Raw genomic sequence first — 20,073 nt, 5'->3', positions numbered from 1 at the left:
CGACGCCGGCTTGATCGAGCTTCCGGCCCGACCTTCCTGCTTGATTTCCTGACCTCATGTGCTACGGCCCGACAACGCTCTCCAATCAGCCCTGAAAGGCCGCCAGCCCATGGCCGTCGCCGCCAAGAACATTCCGGCACCCGACCTCGTTCCGGTCCGCCGCGCGCTGCTTTCGGTTTTCGACAAGACCGGCCTGATCGACTTCGCCAGGGGCCTGGCCGCGGCCGGTGTCGAACTGGTCTCGACCGGCGGCACGGCAAAAGCGATTGCCGAAGCCGGCCTTGCCGTGCGCGATGTCTCCGAACTGACCGGCTTTCCCGAAGTCATGGACGGCCGCGTCAAGACGCTGCATCCGTCTGTGCATGGCGCGCTGCTCGGCGTGCGCGACGACCCGGAGCATACCAAGGCGATGCACGATCACGGCATCGAGCCGATCGATCTCCTGGTCTCCAACCTCTACCCGTTCGAGGAGGTTCGCCGCTCCGGCGCCGACTATGCCGCGATTGTCGAGAACATCGACATTGGCGGCCCGGCAATGATCCGCGCCTCGGCCAAGAACCACGCCTATGTCGCCATCGTCACCGATCCCGGCGACTATGCCGCGGTGCTGAATGCACTGGAGATGAACATCGGCTCGCTGTCACTGGATTTCCGCAAGAAGCTCGCGGCCAAGGCCTTTGCCCGCACCGCCAGCTACGATGCGGCGATCTCCGGCTGGTTCGCCGAGACGCTGGAGATCGAGCATCCGACCTGGCGTGCCTTGGGCGGCCGGCTGGAGAGCGTCATGCGCTATGGCGAGAACCCGCATCAGAGCGCCGGTTTCTACCTCAATGGCGACAAGCGTCCGGGCGTCGCCACGGCCCGCCAGCTGCAGGGCAAGCAGCTATCCTACAACAACATCAACGACACCGACGCGGCCTTCGAATTGGTCGGCGAGTTCGATCCTAACCGCTGCGCAGCGGTGGCCATCATCAAGCACGCCAACCCGTGCGGCGTCGCCGAAGGCGCTTCGCTGACGGCGGCCTATGCCAGGGCGCTGGCCTGCGACCCGGTCTCGGCCTTTGGCGGCATCGTCGCCATGAACCGCATCCTCGATGCCGAAGCAGCCGAGGAGATCGTCAAGACCTTCACCGAAGTGATCATCGCGCCGAACGCCTCGGAAGACGCCGTCCGCATCGTTGCCGCCAAGAAGAATTTGCGCCTGCTGGTCACCGGCGGCCTGCCCGATCCACGTTCTGCCGGCACCACGGTGAAGTCCGTCGCCGGCGGCATGCTTGTCCAGGGCCGCGACAATGCGGTCGTCGACGATCTTGAACTCAGGGTGGTGACGAAGCGCGCGCCGACCGAGGCTGAACTGGCCGACCTGAAATTCGCCTTCCGCATCGCCAAGCACGTCAAATCGAACGCCATCGTCTACGCCAAGGACGGCGCCACCGTCGGTATCGGCGCCGGCCAGATGAGCCGCGTCGATTCCTCGCGCATCGCCGCCCGCAAGGCGCTCGATGCGGCGGAAGCGGCAGGCCTCGCCGAGCCGCTGACCAAAGGCTCGGTGGTCGCTTCCGACGCCTTCTTCCCCTTTGCCGACGGGCTGATCTCAGCCATCGAAGCCGGCGCCACGGCGGTGATCCAGCCGGGCGGCTCGATGCGCGACGACGACGTCATCGCCGCCGCCGATGCGCATGGCATTGCGATGGTGTTTACCGGCGTGAGGCATTTCAGGCACTAGCGCCTCTTCCTTCTCCCCCTGTGGGAGAAGGTGGATCGGCGCGATAGCGCCGAGACGGATGAGGGGTGTTCCAGCGGAGTGAGACGTCGGCATTCCCTGGAACACCCCTCATCCGTCCGAGCTTCGCTCGGCCACCTTCCCCCACAAGGGGGGAAAGGAAAGTGGAGCTATTCCACCGGCTGATCCGCCGGATATGGCGTCTTGATCAATATCGCGATCCCCACGCCGAGAAACAGCACGATGGCAGCCATGCCCAGTCGCGCTGAGCCGCTGGCGAGCGTAATTGACGCCACCATGAACGGTGCCAGGAAACTCGTCGCCCTACCGGCCAGCGCATAAATGCCGAAATATCGGCCGGATTCTGCGGCTGTGACGCTACGCGCCATGTAGGAACGCGACGACGCCTGCACCGGCCCGAAGGCCAGCCCGATCAACAGGCCATAGAAGATGTAAGCCTTTTCCGCCGCCGTTCCGAACAGGCCGCCGCTATCGGCTCCCGGCATCATCCAGGCGCCGAACAGCGTGTAGCCCGGCCCGGTCGAAACGATGCCGATGGTGGCGAGGCTGAGCATGACGAGCGAAATCATCACGATGGTCTTGGAGCCGAGCGCGGTGTCCAGCCATGCGGCAACCAGGCAGCCGACGATAGCGACGACATTGAGGATGATGCCGAACATGCCGATCTCGGTGATCGACCAGTGGAACATCGCCGCCGCAAAGGTGCCGCCCAAGGCGAGCAGCGCGTTGACGCCGTCCTGATAGATCATGCGAGCGACAAGGAAACGAAAGATGCCTTTGCGCTGGCGCACTTCGGTCAGTGTCGACTTCAGCTCCGACAGGCCCTCGCGCACCGCCGGCCCAATCGGAATGCCTTTGATGGCGTCCGGCGTGAAGAAGAACATCGGCAGGATGAACAGCAAATACCAGCCTGCCGACAGCGGCCCGGTGGCGCGCGCGTCCTCGCCGAGCTTCGGGTCGAGCCCGAACAGCGGGTCGATGCCGATGATCGTCTTGCCGGTTTCCGCAGAGCCCGCCAGGCAGGTGACGACAAAGATCAGCGCGATCATGCCGCCGAGATAGCCGAGGCCCCAGGCCATATTCGAGATGTGGCCGATCTCGCTCTTCGGCACCAGGCGCGGCATCATCGAATCGTTGAACACGGTCGAGAATTCCGCCGCCACTGATGCCAGAGAGAAGAACAGCACCACCAGGAAAAGGTTCGAGCCGGGTGCGGCGAACCACAGCAGGCAAAGACTGATGATCTTGATCGAGGCGAAGAAGGCGATCCATGGCTTGCGCGGGCCGGTCTGGTCGGCGATCGAGCCGAGGATCGGCGACAGAACGGCGATGACCAGACCCGCGGCGGCGATACCATAGCCCCAGGCCGCCTGGCCGCTTTCGGGATTGCTGGCCATGCGCGAAACGAAATACGGGCCGAAGATGAAGGTGGTGACGACGGTGAAAAATGGCTGCGCCGCCCAGTCGAACAACATCCATCCCCAGATGCCGCGTCCCGATGCCCGCTGCACTGTCTCTACCGCCGCCATGATTCCCCCGACATCCGCTCCGCCCGAGTCGGGCGCCATGTCTGCATGTTTCGCATTGTCTTGCAAACAAACAAGCGTCACGCCGCCGGCCATTGGCCTTGGGTTCCTCGCCCCCACGGAGTGGGGGAGAGGTGGCTCGGCGAAGCCGAGACGGAGAGGGGGAAAAGCGCCGCCCTACGCTCGGGTTGATTGTACAGGCCTCGCCCTACGAAGCCCCCTCTCCGACCGCTTCGCGGCCACCTCTCCCCCGCCTGTGGCGGGGGCGAGGAACCCAAGCTTTTCAGGACTCACATCCCCGTCAAATCGCTCATCAGCCCCGACGCCACCGACAGGCGCGACACGGTGATGTCGCCGCCTTCGGTCAGCGCCTGCAGCCGCTCGCGGATGCGCGCCACGCGCTCGCCGCCGGCTTCCAGCCATGCCGCCACCGGGTCGGCCGTCCCGGCATGGCCGGTGAGGGCCGCCACCGCAATGCCGCGCCTTGCCGCGCCGATCGTGTCGGTGGCGCGCGACAGCGCCAGCTGGTCGTAATAGTCCGACGGCGTGATCGAGCGCGCCGCGTCCTCGACACGCGGAATGCGGAAGGCATCGCTGACGGCGAAGAACGCCTTGGCCGCCACGACGATGTCGGCATTGGCCATGCGCGACGTCAGCGCGATATCGGGGATCAGTTCCGCCAGATCGGCCAGCGCCAGCTTTTCGGCCAGCTTTTCCGGCGCGCCGACCTTGAACAGGCCGTGCCTCCGCTCCTCGATCCGCTCCCGCGAGAAGGCCGGCAGCAGCGAGACGAGCTTCGGCTCCAGCGCCTTGCGCGCCTCCTGCAATTCGGCAATCCGCTGGCCGAGCGCGGCCGTGCCGGCATCGTTCTTCAGGTACCAGCCGCTGGTCACGTAGATCAGCCGGCTGACGGACTGGTAGAGGTCGAGTTGCGCCTGGCCGTCGATCTGGCTGTCGAGCGCATCGATCTCGCGGTAGAGCGCCGGCAAGGCAAAGCCGTCGCGCACCACGGCAAAGGTGCGCACCACGTCAGCGGCGGTGCGGCCTGTGGCTTCCTGCAGCCGGTTGACGAAGGACGGACCGCCGCGATTGACGAGGTCGTTGGCGACGACGCGGGCGATGATCTCGCGGCGCAGCCGATGACCGTGGATCTCGGTGGCGTATTTCTTCGCCATCCGGTCGGGGAAATAGCCCATCAGGTCGCGGTCGAAATGCGCATCGTCCGGCACGTCGCTGGCGACGATGTCGGAAAACAGCACGATCTTGGCATAGGCAAGCAGCACGCCAAGCTCGGCCCGGGTCAGCGGCTCGCCGCGCGCCTCGCGCTCGGCAAGGGCCGCCGGCGACGGCAGCGTCTCGACCGCGCGATCGAGCAGGCCGCGCGCCTCCAGCGCCGCCATGAAACGGCTCTGATGCGCGATGTCGGCGAGCCCGCGCTTGCGCGCGATCGAAAGCGCCAGCGTCTGTTCGTAATTGTTGGACAGCACCAGTCCGCTGACCTCGTCGGTCATCTCGGCGAGCAGCTTGTTGCGCGCCGGTCGGGTCAGCGAGCCCTTGCGCATGGCGGACGCCAGCGCGATCTTGATGTTGACCTCGACGTCGGAGCAGTTGACGCCGCCGGAATTGTCGATGGCGTCGGAATTGCAGCGGCCGCCGGCAAGCCCGAACTCGATGCGGGCGCGTTGCGTCACGCCAAGATTGGCGCCCTCGCCGATCACTTTCGCCCGGACATCGAGCGCAGTGATGCGGATGGCGTCATTGGCGCGGTCGCCGACTTCGGCGTTGGTCTCGCCAGATGCTCGCAAGTACGTACCAATGCCGCCGAACCACAAGAGATCGACATTCGCCTTGAGGATGGCGGTCATGATCTCGGCCGGTGTTGCCGTGGTCTTGGTCAGCCCGATCGCCGCAGCCGCTGCCGCCGGCAAGGTGATCGACTTCTGGCTGCGCGAGACGATGACGCCGCCTTCCGACAGTTTGGTCTTGTCGTAATCCTGCCAGGACGAACGCGGCAGTGCGAACATGCGCACGCGCTCGGCCATCGAGGCCACCCTGTCCGGATCGGGATCGATGAAGATGTCGCGATGGTCGAAGGCGGCGATCAGCCTGGTTTGCGGCGACAACAGCATGCCGTTGCCGAACACGTCGCCCGACATGTCGCCGACGCCGACGACGGTGAAGGGTGAGGTCTGGATGTCACGGTTGATCTCGCGGAAATGCCGCTTGACCGCTTCCCAGGCGCCCTTGGCGGTGATGCCCATCTTCTTGTGGTCGTAGCCGGCCGAGCCGCCGCTGGCGAAGGCGTCGTCAAGCCAGAAGCCGTGCTTCTCGGAAATGGCGTTGGCGGTGTCGGAGAAGGTCGCCGTGCCCTTGTCTGCGGCGACGACGAAATAGGGATCGTCGGGGTCGCGCCTGACAACGCCGGCAGGCGGGATGACCCCGTCGAGGCCGATATTGTCGGTGATCGACAGCAGGCTGGAGACGAAATTCTTGTAGGCCGACGTGCCAGCCTCGAAGATGGCGTCACGGCTGCCGCCCGCGGGGAGCCGCTTGGGGAAGAAGCCGCCCTTGGCGCCGACCGGCACGATGACGGCGTTCTTGACCTGTTGCGCCTTGACCAGGCCGAGCACCTCGGTGCGGTAGTCCTGGGCGCGGTCCGACCAGCGCAGGCCGCCGCGTGCCACCGGGCCGAAGCGCAGATGCACGCCCTCGACCTCGGAGCCGTAGACGAATATCTCGCGCCATGGGCGCGGCGCCGGCAGGCCTTCGACCGCCTGCGAATCCAGCTTGATCGCCAGCGACTGCCCTCTCGCCTTCGTTTCGGCAACGAAATGGTTGGTGCGCAGCGACGATTCGATCAGGTTGAGATAGCGGCGGATGATGGTGTCGTCGTCTATGTTGGGCACCTCTTCCAAGGCGTCCTTGATCTTGGCCTTGAGGTGCTTGGCGGCGACCACGCCTTCCGTCTCGGCCGTCGGGCCGAGGCGGGCGACAAATAGTGCATGCAAGCCGCGCGCAATGTCCGGGTAGCGGTTGAGCGCTGCGGCGATGAAATCCTGGCTCTGCGGAATGCCGGCCTGCTGCAGATAGCGGCCATAGGCGCGCAGGATGTTGACTTCGCCCGACCATAGCCCAGCGGTCTGGGCCAAGCCGTTATAGCTGTCATTGTCGACGTCGCCGCGCCAGACCGACAGGAACGCGTCCTCGAACAGCGCGCCGCCGTCAGTGAGCTCGATCGGCTTGCCGTAGCTGTTCTCCAGTTCCATGTCGTGGACGAAGACGGTGTCGCCACTGTCCTCGTCGACTTCGAAGGTACGCTCGCTGATGACGCGGAAACCGATGTTTTCCAGTACCGGCACGCGACGCGACAGCGCCACCGGGCTGCCGTAGTGGTAGATTTTCAGCGCCGCCTGATGCGGCTTCTGCTCGGAGTGGCGATAGTAGTCGATGGCGATCGGATTGCCGGCGCTGATTTTGGCGATGCGCCCGGCATCGGCCAGCGCCACGGCGGCGCTGAAGGAGTCGCGATAGCTTTCGGGAAGCCGCGCAGCGATCGCCTTCAGCGACAGATCGCCGCCGCCGGCCTCCGCCGCCTCGGCCAGCGCGTCATCCCAGGTGCGCACGATGTCGCGGATGGCCGCCTCGATGGCCGCCTGCTCGACCTTCGGCGTCTTGCCGCCGGAGCGGCCGATGATGAAGTGGACGCGCGCCAGGCCGCCTTCGGGGAAGGCCGGATAGTAAGCCGACAAACGACCTTCGAAGGCGGTCTTGAGATAGGCGCCGACCTTCTCGCGCACGACGCTGTCATAACGGTCGCGCGGCACGAAGACGAGGATGGAGACGAAGCGGTCGAACTGGTCGACGCGCACCAGCGCCCGCACCCGCGGCCGCTCGACCAGGCCGAGAATGGCGGCGGCGTGCTTCTTCAGGATCGGCACCGGCACCTGGAACAGTTCGTCGCGCGGGTAGCTCTCCAACACGTTGATCAGCGCCTTGCCGGAGTGGTCGTGCCGGTCGAAGCCGGACTTGGCGATGATGGTTTCGGCCTTTGACCTGAGATAAGGGATCTTCATCACCGAGCGCGTGTAGGCGGTCGAGGTGAACAGGCCGACGATACGCAATTCACCGGCAAGCGTGCCCTTGGCGGTGTAGGTCTTGACGCCGATATAGTCGAGATAGATGCGCCGGTGCACCAGCGACTTGGCGTTCGCCTTGGTGACGATCAGCGGTTCCGGCCCATGCAGGAAGGCGCGGATTTCCGGCGTTGTCGTCACCGCCTCGGTGCCGCGCCTGAGCACCAGCACATCAGGGTCGGAGAGGATGCCGAGGCCCGGCTTGTCGGCGCGCTCCAGATTGCCGCTCTCCGCGCCGCCGGTGTATTTGAACTCGCGCATGCCGAGGAAGGTGAAATTGTCGTCGCGCAGCCATTCCAGGAAGGCGATCGCCTCGGCGACGCTCTTCTTGTCCAACGGCACGGCGGAATAGCGAAACTCCGAGATCGCCTGATCGAGGCGGGCGAGCATCGGCTTCCAGTCGCTCACCGCGGCACGGACCTGGTCCAGCATCTTGCGCAGCCGCTCGGCCAGCGCGTTCGCCTGCCCCGCCGTCAGGCGCGGGATGTGGACATGGACCACGCTCAGCCGATCGTGATTGCCGTCATCCTTGAGGATGCCGCCGTCGCCGAGGATCTCATCGACGCCGGCCTTGCCATGGCGCACCACGATGACCGGATGGGTGACCAAAGTCGGCTCGCCTGATGTCTCGGTGATCTCGCCCAGGATCGAATCGAACAGGAACGGCATGTTGTCGTTGACCACGGTGATGATCGTCATCGGCCGGCCTTCGCGGGAGACGCCCGAATCGGCATCGACGGCAACGACGCTGTGGCCCTTCTTGTGGACGGCTACGGCCCGGCCGGCCAGATCGGCGGCGCGTTCGAGATCGGCGGTGGCGTAGGTTGCAATGTCTTCAGCCGGCGCGCGCGCCAGCAGATAGTCTGCAAGCCTGCCTGGCCTGTCCTCTGGTTTTGCCGCAGCGGTGGCTTTTTTCTTCGATTTCGCTGCGGATTTCACGCTCGCCATGATGTCCTCCCGTCACATGCTTTTACGACTATGGTAGCAGATGACCGCCGTTTGGCGACAAAGGTTTGACGGCTCGCTAAGAATTATCCGAATTCGGCGGTCAGGCGGCAATGAACGAGGAGGAACACCCATGTCCGGCAAAATCAGCGCCCTTGACCTCGGCATCGCCGAGCTGAGCGAGGCGACAAAAGCCTATTTCGCCAAATGCGAGGAAAAGCTCGGCCTGGTTCCCAATGTCCTTCTTGCCTATGCCTTCGACGAGAAGAAGCTGCGCGCCTTCACTGACACCTACAATGATCTGATGCTGGGTGAATCCGGCCTGTCGAAGCTGGAGCGCGAGATGATCGCGGTCGTCGTCTCCTCGATCAACCACTGCTATTATTGCCTGACCGCGCATGGCGCGGCGGTGCGCCAGCTCTCCGGCGATCCCGCCTTTGGCGAGATGATGGTGATGAATTTCCGCGCCGCCGATCTTTCCCCGAAGCACATGGCGATGCTGGAATTCGCGGTCAAGCTGACCGAGGAGCCGGCAAAGATCGTCGAAGCCGACAGGGCCGCTTTACGCAACGCCGGATTCACCAACCGCGACATCTGGGACATCGCCTCGACGCCTTCTTCAACATGTCCAACCGGGTGGCGGCAGCCATCGACATGCGGCCGAACGACGAATACCACGCCATGGCAAGGTGATAGCATGACGATAGACACGTCAGGCAAATGGTGGGTTGGCAGCGAGCCCACCGACATTGCGGAATACCTGGAGGGGTATGCCACCGAAGGCTATGAGGTTCACGACTTCAGGCTCGCCCGCTGCAAATGCGGTTCCATCTCGTTTCTCCTCGATGCCGACGATGACGAGGGTGTGGCGCGACGAACATGCACAGCCTGTGGATCCGAGCATCTTATCTGCGACAGCGAGGAATTTTGGGACGAAGCCCAGCCGCAACGATGGGCGTGTACCGAGTGCGGCTCCGAAGCTGCAAACATCGGCGTCGGGTTTTCCATCTACCCGGGACGTGGCGGCGTTCGCTGGCTTTATGTCGGCGAACGATGCGCGGCCTGTGGCGTTTTGGGATGCTTCGCCGGCTGGAAAGTGGGCACCGGCGATAGCATGGACTTATTGGACAAAGTCTAGCTGTGAGGTCGCCATAGAAAGGCGATCAGGATCGCGCCGCGATAGCCGCTGCGGCGCCGGCCATCGTCGTGGCGCTGACGCGGTTGGCGATCTTCATGGCGCGCTTGCTTTTCAGGAGCTTGCGCGCCTGCGAGGCCGCGAGCACCCAGGCGAGATCGATGGCGATCAGAACCACCGCCATCGTCGCCGTCAGCTCGACCCAGCCGACGAGGCTGACCGAAGCCAGGTCGATGATGGTCGGCAGCAGCGCCAGATAGAACATCATGATTTTCGGATTGCCGAGCGTCACCGCCATGCCGGCAAAGAACAGTTTTGCCGGCGAATCCTCGCGCGGCATCTCGCCTTCTTTTGCATCGACCGGCGCCGTCCACATTTTCCAGGCGAGGTAGGCGAGGTAGGCAACACCGACCCATTTCACGACCACGAAGGCGAAGTGAAAAGTCTGCGCCACGACAGCCAGTCCGAACACCGCCAGCGACAGCCAGATACCCTCGCCGATCCACATGGCAAGCAGGAACGGGAACACGTCGCGAAAGCCCTTTGAGATGACGCGCGCCACAAGCGCTGCGATCGATGGGCCGGGCGACCCGGCGGCGACGAACAGAGCTGCAGCGAAAATCAGGAGCGAGGTGAGGTGCATGGTGGAGCCTTCGAGCGTTGGAGCGCGAAGGATAGCCGATCAGCCGCAATTTGGAACCCTGCGGGCTGATGGCCCCATCGCACGCGACAAATTTCAGCAGGCGACCTTGCCCGCATCGGTGGTTTCAGAAAGGATCGCTGCCATGAAATCGATCGTCATCCACGCTGCAAAAGACCTCCGCATCGAAGAGAGCGATCCGGGTGCGCCCGGCGCCGGACAGGTCGAGATTTCAGTCGAGGCCGGCGGCATTTGCGGCTCGGACCTGCACTACTACAATCATGGCGGCTTCGGCGTCGTGCGCCTGCGCGAGCCGATGATCCTGGGACATGAGGTTGCCGGCACGGTGAGAGCGCTTGGCGCCGGTGTCTCAACCCTCGCCGCCGGCGACCGTGTCGCGATTTCGCCCAGCCGGCCCTGCAATGCCTGCCGCTACTGCTTGCAAGGCATGCAGAACCAATGCCTCAACATGCGCTTTTACGGCAGCGCCATGCCGATGCCGCACATACAGGGCGCCTTCCGCCAGCGGCTCGTCGCCGAAGCCTGGCAGTGCCACAGAATAGCCGACCATGTCTCCATCAACGAAGCCGCCTTCGCTGAGCCCTTTGCTGTGACGCTGCACGCAGTGAACCGCGCCGGCTCGCTGCTCGGTAAGCGGGTGCTGGTCACCGGCAGCGGGCCGATCGGCGCCCTCTGCATCCTGGCCGCGCGCGTCCACGGCGCGCGCGAGATCGTCGCCACCGATGTCATGGATGCCGTGTTGACAAAGGCTCGCGAGATCGGCGCCGACCGCATCATCAATGTCGCTACCGATGCCGACAAGCTCGCCGCCTACAATGTCGAAAAGGGCAGTTTCGACGTGATGTTCGAATGTTCCGGCAACGAGCGTGCGGTGCGGGCCGGCCTGGACGTGCTGAAGCCGCGCGGCGTGCTGGTCCAGCTCGGGCTTGGCGGCGACATGTCGTTGCCGCAGAATCAGATCGTCGCCAAGGAAATCGAGATGCGCGGCTCCTTCCGTTTTCACGACGAATTCGCACTGGCCGTCGACCTGATCAACAACCGCCGTGTCGACGTCAAGCCGCTGCTGACCGGCATCTATCCGATGGACGAGGCGGTGGCGGCCTTCGAGATCGCCGGCGACCGCACCCAATCGATGAAGGTGCAGATCGCCTTTGCCTAGATAATCATGAGGCTTGCCCGACCGCGGCTCTGTCGCTAGAAGAGCCGTCCCGACATCCATTTCGAGCTTGATTTTGCCTCAGTAACCGCCGGTCTCGCCAACTCCCCTGATCACACTTGGCAGGGCGCCGCATCAAGCGGTGCCTGCTTTATTTCCATGTGTTCCTCAGGCGGCGGTTCGAGACCGGTTTGGCACTGCTGAACCGCTGTCGCGTGGCTGTCGCCCGTGGCACCTGACTTCCGACCATAGCTAGCTCTCGCCACGCCGTGCCCGCATGGGCATCTCGACATTGCCGGCCTGAAGAACTTCCGCATTGGAAGGTTTTCGGCTTGCCTCAACATCTCGCTGTTCGCTGGACGATCGCGCCCGGCACCGCACCTCGACCCCTGATCAACTGCAACCGCTGCGGCACGGTGAAGGCCTATCGCTGCAGCGACAAATTCCGCGTCAACGCCAATGGCAAGCGTATCGACGTGTGGCTGATCTATCGCTGCATCGATTGCGACAATTCCTGGAATTTCGGCATTTTCGAACGCCGCAACCGCCGCGACATCGAACCGACCCTGCTGGCAGCCCTTGAAAGCAACAACCCGGCGCTGGCCCGCCGCCACGCCTTCGATGTCTTGGCGTTGCGAAGCCGGGTCGGACGCGTCGAGGAGTTTTCCGACGTCGCGGTTCACAAGCACAGGCTCGGCGGCGAAGGCGCAACCGCGCTTGAGATCGGGCTGCGCTCGAAATGCCGACATCGCTGCGGCTCGACCGGTTGCTCGCCGGCGAACTCGGCATCTCGCGATCAAGGCTTCAGGCGCTGGAGGAGAAGCGATTGCTGGTTGTCGTCCCGGACGGCGCCAAAGCTTTGCGCAAGCCGGCCCGCCACGGCACCACCGTGCGAATTGATCTCGCCGGCGAAGCTGACCGGGAAGCCATCATCTCAACGGCCAGCGGATAAACGAAAAGGGGCGAAGCACGCTGGTGCTTCGCCCCTTCCCAAATTCGAAATATCAGATGATTACGCCGCGCCGACCACTTTGGCCGACTTCTCGAAGCGCTTGCGCTCGTTCGGGTCGAGATAGAGCTTGCGCAGCCGGATGGTCTTCGGCGTCACCTCGACCAGCTCGTCGTCCTGGATCCAGGCCAGCGCGCGCTCCAGAGTCATGCGGATCGGCGGCGTCAGCTTGACCGCCTCATCCTTGCCGGCGGCGCGGATGTTGGTCAGCTTCTTGCCCTTCAGCACGTTCACTTCGAGATCGTTGTCGCGGCTATGGATGCCGATGATCATGCCCTGATAGACCTTGACGCCCGGATCGATGACCATCGGGCCGCGGTCTTCGAGGTTCCACATGGCGTAGGCCACTGCTTCGCCCTGTTCGTTGGAGATCAGCACGCCGTTGGTGCGGCCCGGCAATTCGCCCTTGTAGGGCTGGTAGGCATGGAACAGCCGGTTCATCACGGCGGTGCCGCGCGTGTCGGTCAACAGTTCCGACTGGTAGCCGATCAGGCCGCGTGTCGGTGCGTGGAAGACGATGCGCTGGCGGTTGCCGCCCGAAGGCCGCAGTTCCACCATCTCCGCCTTACGCTCCGACATTTTCTGCACAACGATGCCGGCATGCTCCTCGTCGACGTCGATGACGACTTCCTCGACCGGCTCCAGCAATTCGCCGTTCTCGCCGTTCTGCATGACGACGCGCGGACGCGACACGGCGATTTCAAAGCCTTCGCGGCGCATCGTCTCGATCAGCACGGCCAGCTGCAATTCGCCGCGGCCGGAGACGAAGAACGAATCCTTGTCCGGCGATTCCTCGATCTTCAGCGCGACATTGCCTTCGGCTTCGCGCAGCAGGCGGTCGCGGATGACGCGGCTTGTCACCTTGTCGCCTTCGGTGCCGGCGAGCGGCGAGTCATTGACCAGGAAGGACATGGTGACCGTCGGCGGATCAATCGGCTGCGCATGCAGCGGCTCGCTGACGCTCGGGTCGCAGAAGGTGTCGGCGACGGTGCCTTTCGACAGGCCGGCAATGGCGACGATGTCACCCGCCTGCGCTTCGTCGATCGGCTGGCGCTCGAGGCCACGGAAGGCGAGGATTTTGGAAATACGTCCGGTTTCGATCTGGGTGCCGTCATGGTGCAGCACCTTGACCGCCTGGTTGGACTTCAAGGTGCCGGATTCGATGCGGCCGGTGATGATGCGGCCGAGGAAGGGATTGGCTTCCAGGATGGTGCCGATCATGCGGAATGGGCCGGGATGAACGGTCGGCTCCGGCACATGCTTGATGACGAGGTCGAACAGCGGCGCCAGGCCCTGGTCCTTCGGTCCCTCCGGGTTTTCCGAAACCCAGCCATCGCGGCCCGAACCGTAGAGGATCGGGAAGTCGAGCTGTTCGTCGGTGGCGTCGAGTGCGGCAAACAGGTCGAACACCTCGTTGACCACCTCGACGTGGCGGGCGTCCGGACGATCGATCTTGTTGATGACGACGATCGGCTTCAGGCCGACCTTGAGCGCCTTGCCGACGACGAACTTGGTCTGCGGCATCGGGCCCTCGGCGGCGTCGACCAGCACGATGGCCGAATCCACCATCGACAGGATGCGCTCGACCTCACCGCCGAAATCGGCGTGGCCGGGGGTGTCGACGATGTTGATGCGGGTGTCCTTCCAGTCGACCGAGGTCGCCTTAGCCAGGATGGTGATGCCGCGTTCCTTTTCGAGGTCGTTGGAATCCATGGCACGCTCGGCGACGCGCTGATTGTCGCGGAAGGAGCCGGATTGCCGCAGCAATTGGTCAACGAGGGTGGTTTTTCCATGGTCGACGTGCGCGATGATCGCGATATTACGAATTTTCATGTTGTGGTCTCGGGAGCGTTGCAGGCAGCAGGCCAAAAGGCGCCGCCTCTTTCGGTTGCGCGGCTCATACAGGGTTTTTCGCAATTGCGAAAGAGGAGGCGCATCACCAAATACTCATCAAATCTTAAGCATCTCGGTGTGAGATGGTTTTGTTAACCAAGGTGGGAACCTTTCGGGGCCCGGGCAGTTCGAAATTCATGACCGACAAACTCAACCGATTTTGGCCACTCATCGCTTCGGTCGCATTCGCCGCCCTGCTGGCGGCCAATGCTGCCCAATCGGCCGCGACGCTTAAGGAAGCCAATCCCGCTTCGTCGTCCGACCAGACGGCCGAGCAGATGTTCGCCGACGCCCCTGACGGCGTCGACCCCGTGGTCACCGGCCCGGTCAGCGCGTCGTTCAGGCAGAAGCAGCAGGCCGCCGGCTGCGACAGCGCCGTTTGGCCAAAGATTCCAACGGTTTGCTATCCGGATTGACGGCCGCTGACCCCTCTCCCCCCTCGAGGGGGAGATGTCGCCGAAGGCGACAGAGGGGGTCGTCTCGCATGAAGCGCCTACCTCCTGCGCTGCGATTGAAGGTTGAGGCCGGTCGAACCGACCCCCTCTGACCGCTTCGCGGCCATCTCCCCCTCAAGGGGGGAGATTATCCCGCCCCTAAGCCGAGCGCACCGGATCCAGCGTCACCTTGTAAAGCTCGTTGTCGTCGCGATCCACCAGCCGCACCGTCAGCTGCTCTGTAGCCCCTGAAATATCCACCAACCCGAAGAACTGCAGACCGGCTGACGGCGGCAGGTTCTGTCCCTGTTCGGCGGTCGGCGCCTTGATGAATTTCAGCTCCGGGCCGAACGTCATGTCGAAATCGTTGGGGCCGAACGTGCCGGCGTGGATCGGGCCGGAGACGAATTCCCAGAACGGGTTGAAGTCCTGGAACTGCGCCTTGTCGGGGTTGTAGTAGTGCGCGGCCGTGTAGTGCACGTCGGCCGTCAGCCACACCGTGTTGGTGATGCCGGCGTTCTTGATGTAGCGCAACAGGTCGGCGATCTCGAGCTCGCGGCCCTTGGGCAGGCCGTTGTCGCCATTGCTGACGGCTTCCGCGCCGACCTTCTTGGTGCCGTCGTCCCAGACGACGAGGCCGAGCGGCATGTCGGCGGCGATGATCTTCCAGGTCGCCTTGGAATTGGCCAGCTCGCGCTTCAACCATTTCGTCTGCTGTTCGCCGAGCATACGGGACTCCGGCGTCATCGTGTCCTGCATGTCCGGGCCGTTGGGGCCGCGATAGGAGCGCATGTCGAGGAAGAACACGTCGAGCAGCGGCCCGTGGGATATCTTGCGATAGACGCGGCCAGGTTCCGACGGCTCGTAGCGGATCGTCGTCATCTCATGGAAGGCGCGCGCCGCACGCGCCGCCAGCACATGGATGGACTTTTCGGTGTAGCGGTTGTCAGCGCTCAGATTCTTCGAATCCGACCAGTTGTTCAGCACTTCGTGGTCGTCCCACTGGTAGAAGGTCGGGCAGATGGCGCTCAAGGCGAGCACATGTCTGTCCATCATGTTGTACTTCCACTGGTCGCGGTACTCGTCCAGCGTCTCGGCGACCTTGCGCTTGCCGTCGATGAGGACGACGTTCTTCCATTTGCCGCCGCCGGGCAGGTCGACCTCATCCTTCATGGCCCCGTCGGCATAGATCGTGTCGCCGGAATGCAGGAAGAAGTCGGGCGTGTGCTTGGCGATGGTGGCGTAGGTCTTCATGCCGGTCTCGTCGATGCCCCATCCCTGGCCGGCCGTGTCGCCCGACCAGGCGAATTTGATGTCGCGCTTCGAGGCGGGTGCGGTGCGGAAACGGCCGACGATCGGCTCGGAGACGACATTGATGTCGGCGAGATCGGCGGCCGTCATGCGGTAGAAGATGTCCTGGTCGGAAGCGAGATCGGTGAGCAGCCGCTTGACCGTAAAGTCGCTGGCCGGCGAGGTGTCGAGCGGCGCCAGCCGGGTGGCATTGGCGAAATTCTCCGTCGACGATATCTCGAACATGACGCGCGACGGACGATCGGTGCGCGTCCACACCATGCCGCTCGAGGCATCGACATCGCCGGACTGGACGCCATGGGTAAAGGCCGGGCGCTGGCTGGCGCGCGAATAATAGGGCAAAGCGAGGCCCGATGCGCCGAGCAGACCGGCCGCACTCGCCGATGTGACGAAGGCGCGGCGGGTCAACGAGATCTTGTTCATGGCTGTCTCCTGATGGCTTGAACGTCCGCCACCAAGCTCCAGCCTCAATGTTTCAGCCGCATCTCGGAAAGATGAAGTTTTGATAACAATCAACAGCAGCAGTGGCCGCGAAGGCGTTTCGAGATTCAGGTCAGGCCGAGCCGAAAATGTTGGTTTCCGTGAACCGGAGCGGAGCGTACTTTTCGTACGTGAGCACCGGAAGCGCAGGAAGCCATCATTTGCAGGCCGGCCTCACCTGAATATCGACACGCCTTAGGCCGCTTGCGGTTCCGGATCGAAAGCCGGCCGGCTCGTATTGATCAGCAGCGACAGACAAGCCGCCACAATCGCCGTCATGCCGGCGATCAGGAAGGCCAGTTCGTAGTTGCCCTGCAATTCCCGCATTGTGCCGCCGAAGGCAGCGGCGGCGGCGGCGCCGACCTGGTGGCCGGCGACGATCCAGCCGAACACGATCGGACCGCTGCGGTCGCCGAAGGCTTCGTTGGCGAGCCTGAGCGTCGGCGGCACGGTGGCGATCCAGTCGAGACCGTAGAGCACGGCAAAGATGATCAGGCTGGTCGCCGAGAAGCCGGAATAGGGCAGATAGATCAGCGCCAGGCCGCGTATGCCGTAATAAACGCCGAGCAGCTTGCGCGGGTCGAAGCGGTCGGTAAGCCAGCCCGACAAAGTCGTGCCAATCAGGTCGAATATGCCCATCAGGGACAGCAGGCCGGCGGCCTGCACTTCGCCGATGCCCATATCGCCGCAAAAGGAGATCAGATGCGTGCCGACCAGCCCGTTGGTGGTGAAGCCGCAGATGAAGAAGGTGGCGAATAGATACCAGAAGACGCGGGTGCCCGCGGCGCGGCGCAGCGTGTTCAGCGTATGCGCCAGGAAATTGCCTTGCGAGGCCGGCGACACGGGCGGCACGTCATCGGCCTCGGCGCCATAGCGCACCATGCCGATCGAAGCCGGACGCTCCGGCACCAGCAGCCAGACCAGCGGCAGCAGACAGGCGGTGGCGACAGAGACAGCGATGGCTACCGGCTGCCAGCCGCCGGACTGGGCGAGCGAGGCAAGCAGCGGCAGGAACACCAGCAGGCCGGTGGCGCTGGAGGCCGACATCAGCCCCATGACTAGGCCGCGATTGGTCTTGAACCAACGGTTGACGATGGTGGCGCCGAGCACGGTAGCGACGGCGCCCGAGCCGATGCCGGAAAACACGCCCCAGGTGAGGAACAGATGCCACGGCTCGGTCATCAGCAGGCTGAGCGCGGTCGAGCCCGACATGATCACCAGCGAGGCGAGCAGCGTGCGGCGCAGGCCGATCCGCTCCATCAGCGCGGCGGCAAACGGCCCGGTCAGACCGTAGAGGAAGATGCCGATGGCAGCGGCAATCGAAACGGTGTCGCGCCCCCAGCCAAAGCTCTTATCCAGCGGCAGCATCATCACGGAGGGAGCCGAACGCAGACCGGCTGCGATCAGCAGGCAGAGAAAGATGACGCCGACCACGACGAAAGCGTAGCGCTGGCCAAAGGGACGGGATTGAGCTATCATGTTACTGACCGGTACGTTGCAGGACGGGGACATGTATACGTACCGATCGGTAACACGTCAATCGAGTCACACAATGCCAACGGACAAAAATATTGAACTGACGATCAGCGACGCTCACGCACCGTCGCCGCCCACGGCTGCCAAGAAGATCCTCGACGTGGCCTACGACCTGTTCTACCGCCGCGGCATCAGGGCGATCGGCGTCGACGAGATCGTCAAGCGCGCCGGCGTCACCAAGCCCAGCCTTTATCGCAGCTTCCCCTCCAAGGACGAATTGGCCGCTTCTTACCTGAGGCAATATGACCGTGAATATTGGGAGCGTTTCGACGAAGCCGTGGCCGCCCATCCCGGTGATCCGCGCGCGCAGCTCAAGGCTTTCCTGACCCGCATCGGCAAGCGCACGCAGACGCCGGACTATCGCGGCTGCGGCATGACCAACGCGGCGGTGGAATATCCCGAGCATAGCCATCCGGCGCGCGTCGTCAGCGAAGCCAACAAGCAGGAACTGCGCCGCCGCCTGCGTGCCATGGCGGCCGCGATGGGTGCGCAAGATCCCGACACGCTGGGCGACGGCCTGCTGCTTTTGATCGAAGGCGCCTACATCAGCGGCCAGCTCTTCGGCCTCGGCGGCCCAGCGGCATCGGTGGCTCGCAACGCCGACCTGTTGATCGAGGCAAGCTTGAAGAAATAGCGCCAGACGATAGGCTGCGACTGCTCGAAACGGAGTTGTCCACCATGCGTGTGCTTCTGGTCCCGCTTGCCCTCGCCGCCCTGTGCCAGGTCGCCCATGCCGACGGCATATCCAGCGTCTACACCGATCTCGACTCGCAGAAGGATTGCGTCACCTATGCGCAGGCCGAGGAAGGTGACGGCGATTGGGCCGAACTCGCCTGCTCCGGCTATCGCGGCTACCCCGTGCTGATCGCCTATGACGATGCCCGTGAATCGCTGTTTTACGGGTTTCCGCCCGGCGGCGAGATGACCTCGGTCTGGGAGAGCTTTTCCGGCTTCAACTCGTCCGGCGCCAAGGTCGAATGGCGCATCGACACCAAGGGCGACGTCGTCGTTCCCTTCGCCGTCATCCACCGCCGCTCGATCAGCAACCCCGAAGACCAGAACAAGCCGACCGAAGTGCTGCTGGTCGCCAAGGTCGCCCAGATCGATGCCCGCGACGGCTGCACCATCGGCCTGGTGCTCGCCACCGGCAACCCGCAGGCCAACGACCAGGCACGCAAACTGGCTGACGAAAAGGCCAAGAGCTTCACCTGCGGCAAGGACACGCACACCGTCATCGGCAACGTGCCGGCATTTGGTAGGGTGGATAACTAGGTACGTCGGCGCGAGGCACCCCCCTCTGGCCTGCCGGCCATCTCCCCCTCAAGGGGGGAGATCAGATGGTGCCGTGGCTTTCGCCAATTTTCAGCGCTGAAAGAAAAAGGCGCCGGCAGTGGAGCTGCCAATCTCCCCCCTTGAGGGGGAGATGGCCGGCAGGCCAGAGGGGGGTGCCTCGCGCCAGTGTTTTGAAAGATACCACCGCTTAGCCCGAAGGAAGCGAGGCCCGGCGCTGCTACTTCGCCGCCTTCGCCCGCGCGATTGCGTCGACGATCATCTTCTTGGCGTATTTGGAATCGTGCCAGCCTTCGATCTTGACCCATTTGCCGGGTTCGAGATCCTTGTAGTGCTCGAAGAAGTGCTGCACCTGCTGGCGGGTGATGTCGGGCAGCTGCGTGTATTCGGTGACGTTTTCATAGCGCAGCGTCAGCTTCGGCGACGGCACCGCGATGATCTTCTCGTCCTGGCCGGCATTGTCTTCCATGATCAAGACGCCGATCGGCCGCACATTGATGACGCAGCCCGGCACCAGCGCGCGCGTGTTGCAGACCAGCACGTCGATCGGATCGCCATCGCCCGACAGCGTGTGCGGCACGAAGCCGTAATTGCCGGGATAGCGCATCGAGGTGTGCAGGAAGCGGTCGACGAACAGCGTGCCGGCCTCCTTGTCCATCTCGTATTTGATCGGCTCGCCGCCGATCGGCACCTCGATGATGACGTTGACGTCGTCAGGCGGGTTCTTTCCGCTGGCAATGGCTTCAATGCGCATGGCTCAAATCCCTCTCTCGATTTCCAAGATCGATAGCGGGCGAAGCGCAAGCGCGCAATGCGGCGA

General features: G+C 63.8%; 13 protein-coding genes and 2 pseudogenes. 8 read left to right on the top strand and 7 right to left on the bottom strand.

What is annotated here, in order from left to right:
* Nucleotides 1-109 precede the first annotated feature (109 nt).
* Complete coding sequence (gene purH, locus AC1DZ8_RS06410; protein WP_477400532.1) at nt 110-1,726, top strand: bifunctional phosphoribosylaminoimidazolecarboxamide formyltransferase/IMP cyclohydrolase; 1,617 nt, start codon at nt 110-112, stop codon at nt 1,724-1,726.
* Between the two features lie 167 nt (nt 1,727-1,893).
* Here purH and AC1DZ8_RS06405 read toward each other — a convergent pair whose 3' ends face one another.
* The gene (locus tag AC1DZ8_RS06405; protein WP_477400530.1) at nt 1,894-3,312 is read right to left on the bottom strand and encodes an MFS transporter; all 1,419 of its coding nucleotides are present in this window, start codon (nt 3,310-3,312) and stop codon (nt 1,894-1,896) included.
* 248 nt (nt 3,313-3,560) lie between these two features.
* On the bottom strand, nt 3,561-8,351 hold the full coding sequence (locus AC1DZ8_RS06400; RefSeq protein WP_477309142.1) for an NAD-glutamate dehydrogenase: 4,791 nt from the start codon (nt 8,349-8,351) through the stop codon (nt 3,561-3,563).
* A 130-nt stretch (nt 8,352-8,481) separates the two neighbouring features.
* On the opposite strand from AC1DZ8_RS06400, the pseudogene AC1DZ8_RS06395 reads away from it, so the two are divergent.
* Nucleotides 8,482-9,041: pseudogene (locus tag AC1DZ8_RS06395) on the top strand (peroxidase-related enzyme).
* Nucleotides 9,042-9,045: 4 nt separating this feature from the next.
* Nucleotides 9,046-9,486 (top strand): hypothetical protein, encoded by a 441-nt coding sequence (locus tag AC1DZ8_RS06390; RefSeq protein WP_477309140.1) that lies wholly within the window; start codon nt 9,046-9,048, stop codon nt 9,484-9,486.
* Between the two features lie 25 nt (nt 9,487-9,511).
* Here AC1DZ8_RS06390 and AC1DZ8_RS06385 read toward each other — a convergent pair whose 3' ends face one another.
* A complete protein-coding gene (locus AC1DZ8_RS06385) occupies nt 9,512-10,126 on the bottom strand; it encodes a LysE family translocator (RefSeq protein ID WP_477400527.1) in 615 nt (204 codons plus the stop codon).
* A gap of 142 nt (nt 10,127-10,268) precedes the next feature.
* Here AC1DZ8_RS06385 and AC1DZ8_RS06380 point away from each other — a divergent pair, with 142 nt between their 5' ends.
* Nucleotides 10,269-11,303 carry an L-idonate 5-dehydrogenase gene (locus AC1DZ8_RS06380; RefSeq protein WP_477309136.1) on the top strand — a complete coding sequence of 345 codons (1,035 nt, stop codon included), beginning with the start codon at nt 10,269-10,271 and terminating at the stop codon, nt 11,301-11,303.
* 329 nt (nt 11,304-11,632) lie between these two features.
* Nucleotides 11,633-12,252 (top strand): annotated as a pseudogene (locus tag AC1DZ8_RS06375) (DUF1062 domain-containing protein).
* 60 nt (nt 12,253-12,312) lie between these two features.
* On the opposite strand, the gene typA reads toward AC1DZ8_RS06375, so the two are convergent.
* On the bottom strand, nt 12,313-14,142 hold the full coding sequence (gene typA, locus AC1DZ8_RS06370; RefSeq protein WP_477309134.1) for a translational GTPase TypA: 1,830 nt from the start codon (nt 14,140-14,142) through the stop codon (nt 12,313-12,315).
* Nucleotides 14,143-14,339: 197 nt separating this feature from the next.
* On the opposite strand from typA, the gene AC1DZ8_RS06365 reads away from it, so the two are divergent.
* Nucleotides 14,340-14,618: a hypothetical protein gene (locus tag AC1DZ8_RS06365; protein WP_477309132.1), complete on the top strand. Its 279-nt coding sequence runs from the start codon at nt 14,340-14,342 to the stop codon at nt 14,616-14,618.
* Between the two features lie 177 nt (nt 14,619-14,795).
* Here the strand turns inward: AC1DZ8_RS06365 and AC1DZ8_RS06360 are convergent, their stop codons facing one another.
* Complete coding sequence (locus tag AC1DZ8_RS06360; protein ID WP_477309130.1) at nt 14,796-16,370, bottom strand: alkaline phosphatase D family protein; 1,575 nt, start codon at nt 16,368-16,370, stop codon at nt 14,796-14,798.
* A 252-nt stretch (nt 16,371-16,622) separates the two neighbouring features.
* Nucleotides 16,623-17,906 (bottom strand): MFS transporter, encoded by a 1,284-nt coding sequence (locus AC1DZ8_RS06355; protein ID WP_477309128.1) that lies wholly within the window; start codon nt 17,904-17,906, stop codon nt 16,623-16,625.
* A 73-nt stretch (nt 17,907-17,979) separates the two neighbouring features.
* Between AC1DZ8_RS06355 and AC1DZ8_RS06350 the strand changes: the two genes are divergently transcribed.
* Together AC1DZ8_RS06350 and AC1DZ8_RS06345 are read left to right on the top strand one after the other, a co-directional pair.
* On the top strand, nt 17,980-18,597 hold the full coding sequence (locus AC1DZ8_RS06350; protein WP_477309126.1) for a TetR/AcrR family transcriptional regulator: 618 nt from the start codon (nt 17,980-17,982) through the stop codon (nt 18,595-18,597).
* A 44-nt stretch (nt 18,598-18,641) separates the two neighbouring features.
* Entirely contained in the window at nt 18,642-19,235 is a 594-nt protein-coding gene (locus AC1DZ8_RS06345; RefSeq protein ID WP_477309124.1) for a hypothetical protein, read from the top strand.
* A gap of 238 nt (nt 19,236-19,473) precedes the next feature.
* On the opposite strand, the gene ppa is transcribed toward AC1DZ8_RS06345, so the two are convergent.
* A complete protein-coding gene (ppa, locus tag AC1DZ8_RS06340; RefSeq protein WP_477310419.1) occupies nt 19,474-20,007 on the bottom strand; it encodes an inorganic diphosphatase in 534 nt (177 codons plus the stop codon).
* Between the last annotated feature and the right edge of the window lie 66 nt (nt 20,008-20,073).

This window comes from Mesorhizobium sp. P2_F7, from assembly GCF_056403695.1.
Note: the sequence above shows the minus strand (reverse complement) of the source record. Positions and strands in the feature narration are given on the sequence as shown.

What these genes read in the sequence shown, in the direction of transcription:
- typA (WP_477309134.1), bottom strand. Translation starts at nt 14,142, where the DNA reads ATGAAAATTCGTAATATCGCGATCATCGCGCACGTCGACCATGGAAAA.
- ppa (WP_477310419.1), bottom strand. Translation starts at nt 20,007, where the DNA reads ATGCGCATTGAAGCCATTGCCAGCGGAAAGAACCCGCCTGACGACGTC.
- AC1DZ8_RS06400 (WP_477309142.1), bottom strand. Translation starts at nt 8,351, where the DNA reads ATGGCGAGCGTGAAATCCGCAGCGAAATCGAAGAAAAAAGCCACCGCT.
- AC1DZ8_RS06345 (WP_477309124.1), top strand. Translation starts at nt 18,642, where the DNA reads ATGCGTGTGCTTCTGGTCCCGCTTGCCCTCGCCGCCCTGTGCCAGGTC.
- AC1DZ8_RS06390 (WP_477309140.1), top strand. Translation starts at nt 9,046, where the DNA reads ATGACGATAGACACGTCAGGCAAATGGTGGGTTGGCAGCGAGCCCACC.
- AC1DZ8_RS06405 (WP_477400530.1), bottom strand. Translation starts at nt 3,312, where the DNA reads ATGGCGCCCGACTCGGGCGGAGCGGATGTCGGGGGAATCATGGCGGCG.
- AC1DZ8_RS06360 (WP_477309130.1), bottom strand. Translation starts at nt 16,370, where the DNA reads ATGAACAAGATCTCGTTGACCCGCCGCGCCTTCGTCACATCGGCGAGT.
- AC1DZ8_RS06385 (WP_477400527.1), bottom strand. Translation starts at nt 10,126, where the DNA reads ATGCACCTCACCTCGCTCCTGATTTTCGCTGCAGCTCTGTTCGTCGCC.
- AC1DZ8_RS06350 (WP_477309126.1), top strand. Translation starts at nt 17,980, where the DNA reads ATGCCAACGGACAAAAATATTGAACTGACGATCAGCGACGCTCACGCA.
- AC1DZ8_RS06355 (WP_477309128.1), bottom strand. Translation starts at nt 17,906, where the DNA reads ATGATAGCTCAATCCCGTCCCTTTGGCCAGCGCTACGCTTTCGTCGTG.
- AC1DZ8_RS06365 (WP_477309132.1), top strand. Translation starts at nt 14,340, where the DNA reads ATGACCGACAAACTCAACCGATTTTGGCCACTCATCGCTTCGGTCGCA.
- AC1DZ8_RS06380 (WP_477309136.1), top strand. Translation starts at nt 10,269, where the DNA reads ATGAAATCGATCGTCATCCACGCTGCAAAAGACCTCCGCATCGAAGAG.
- purH (WP_477400532.1), top strand. Translation starts at nt 110, where the DNA reads ATGGCCGTCGCCGCCAAGAACATTCCGGCACCCGACCTCGTTCCGGTC.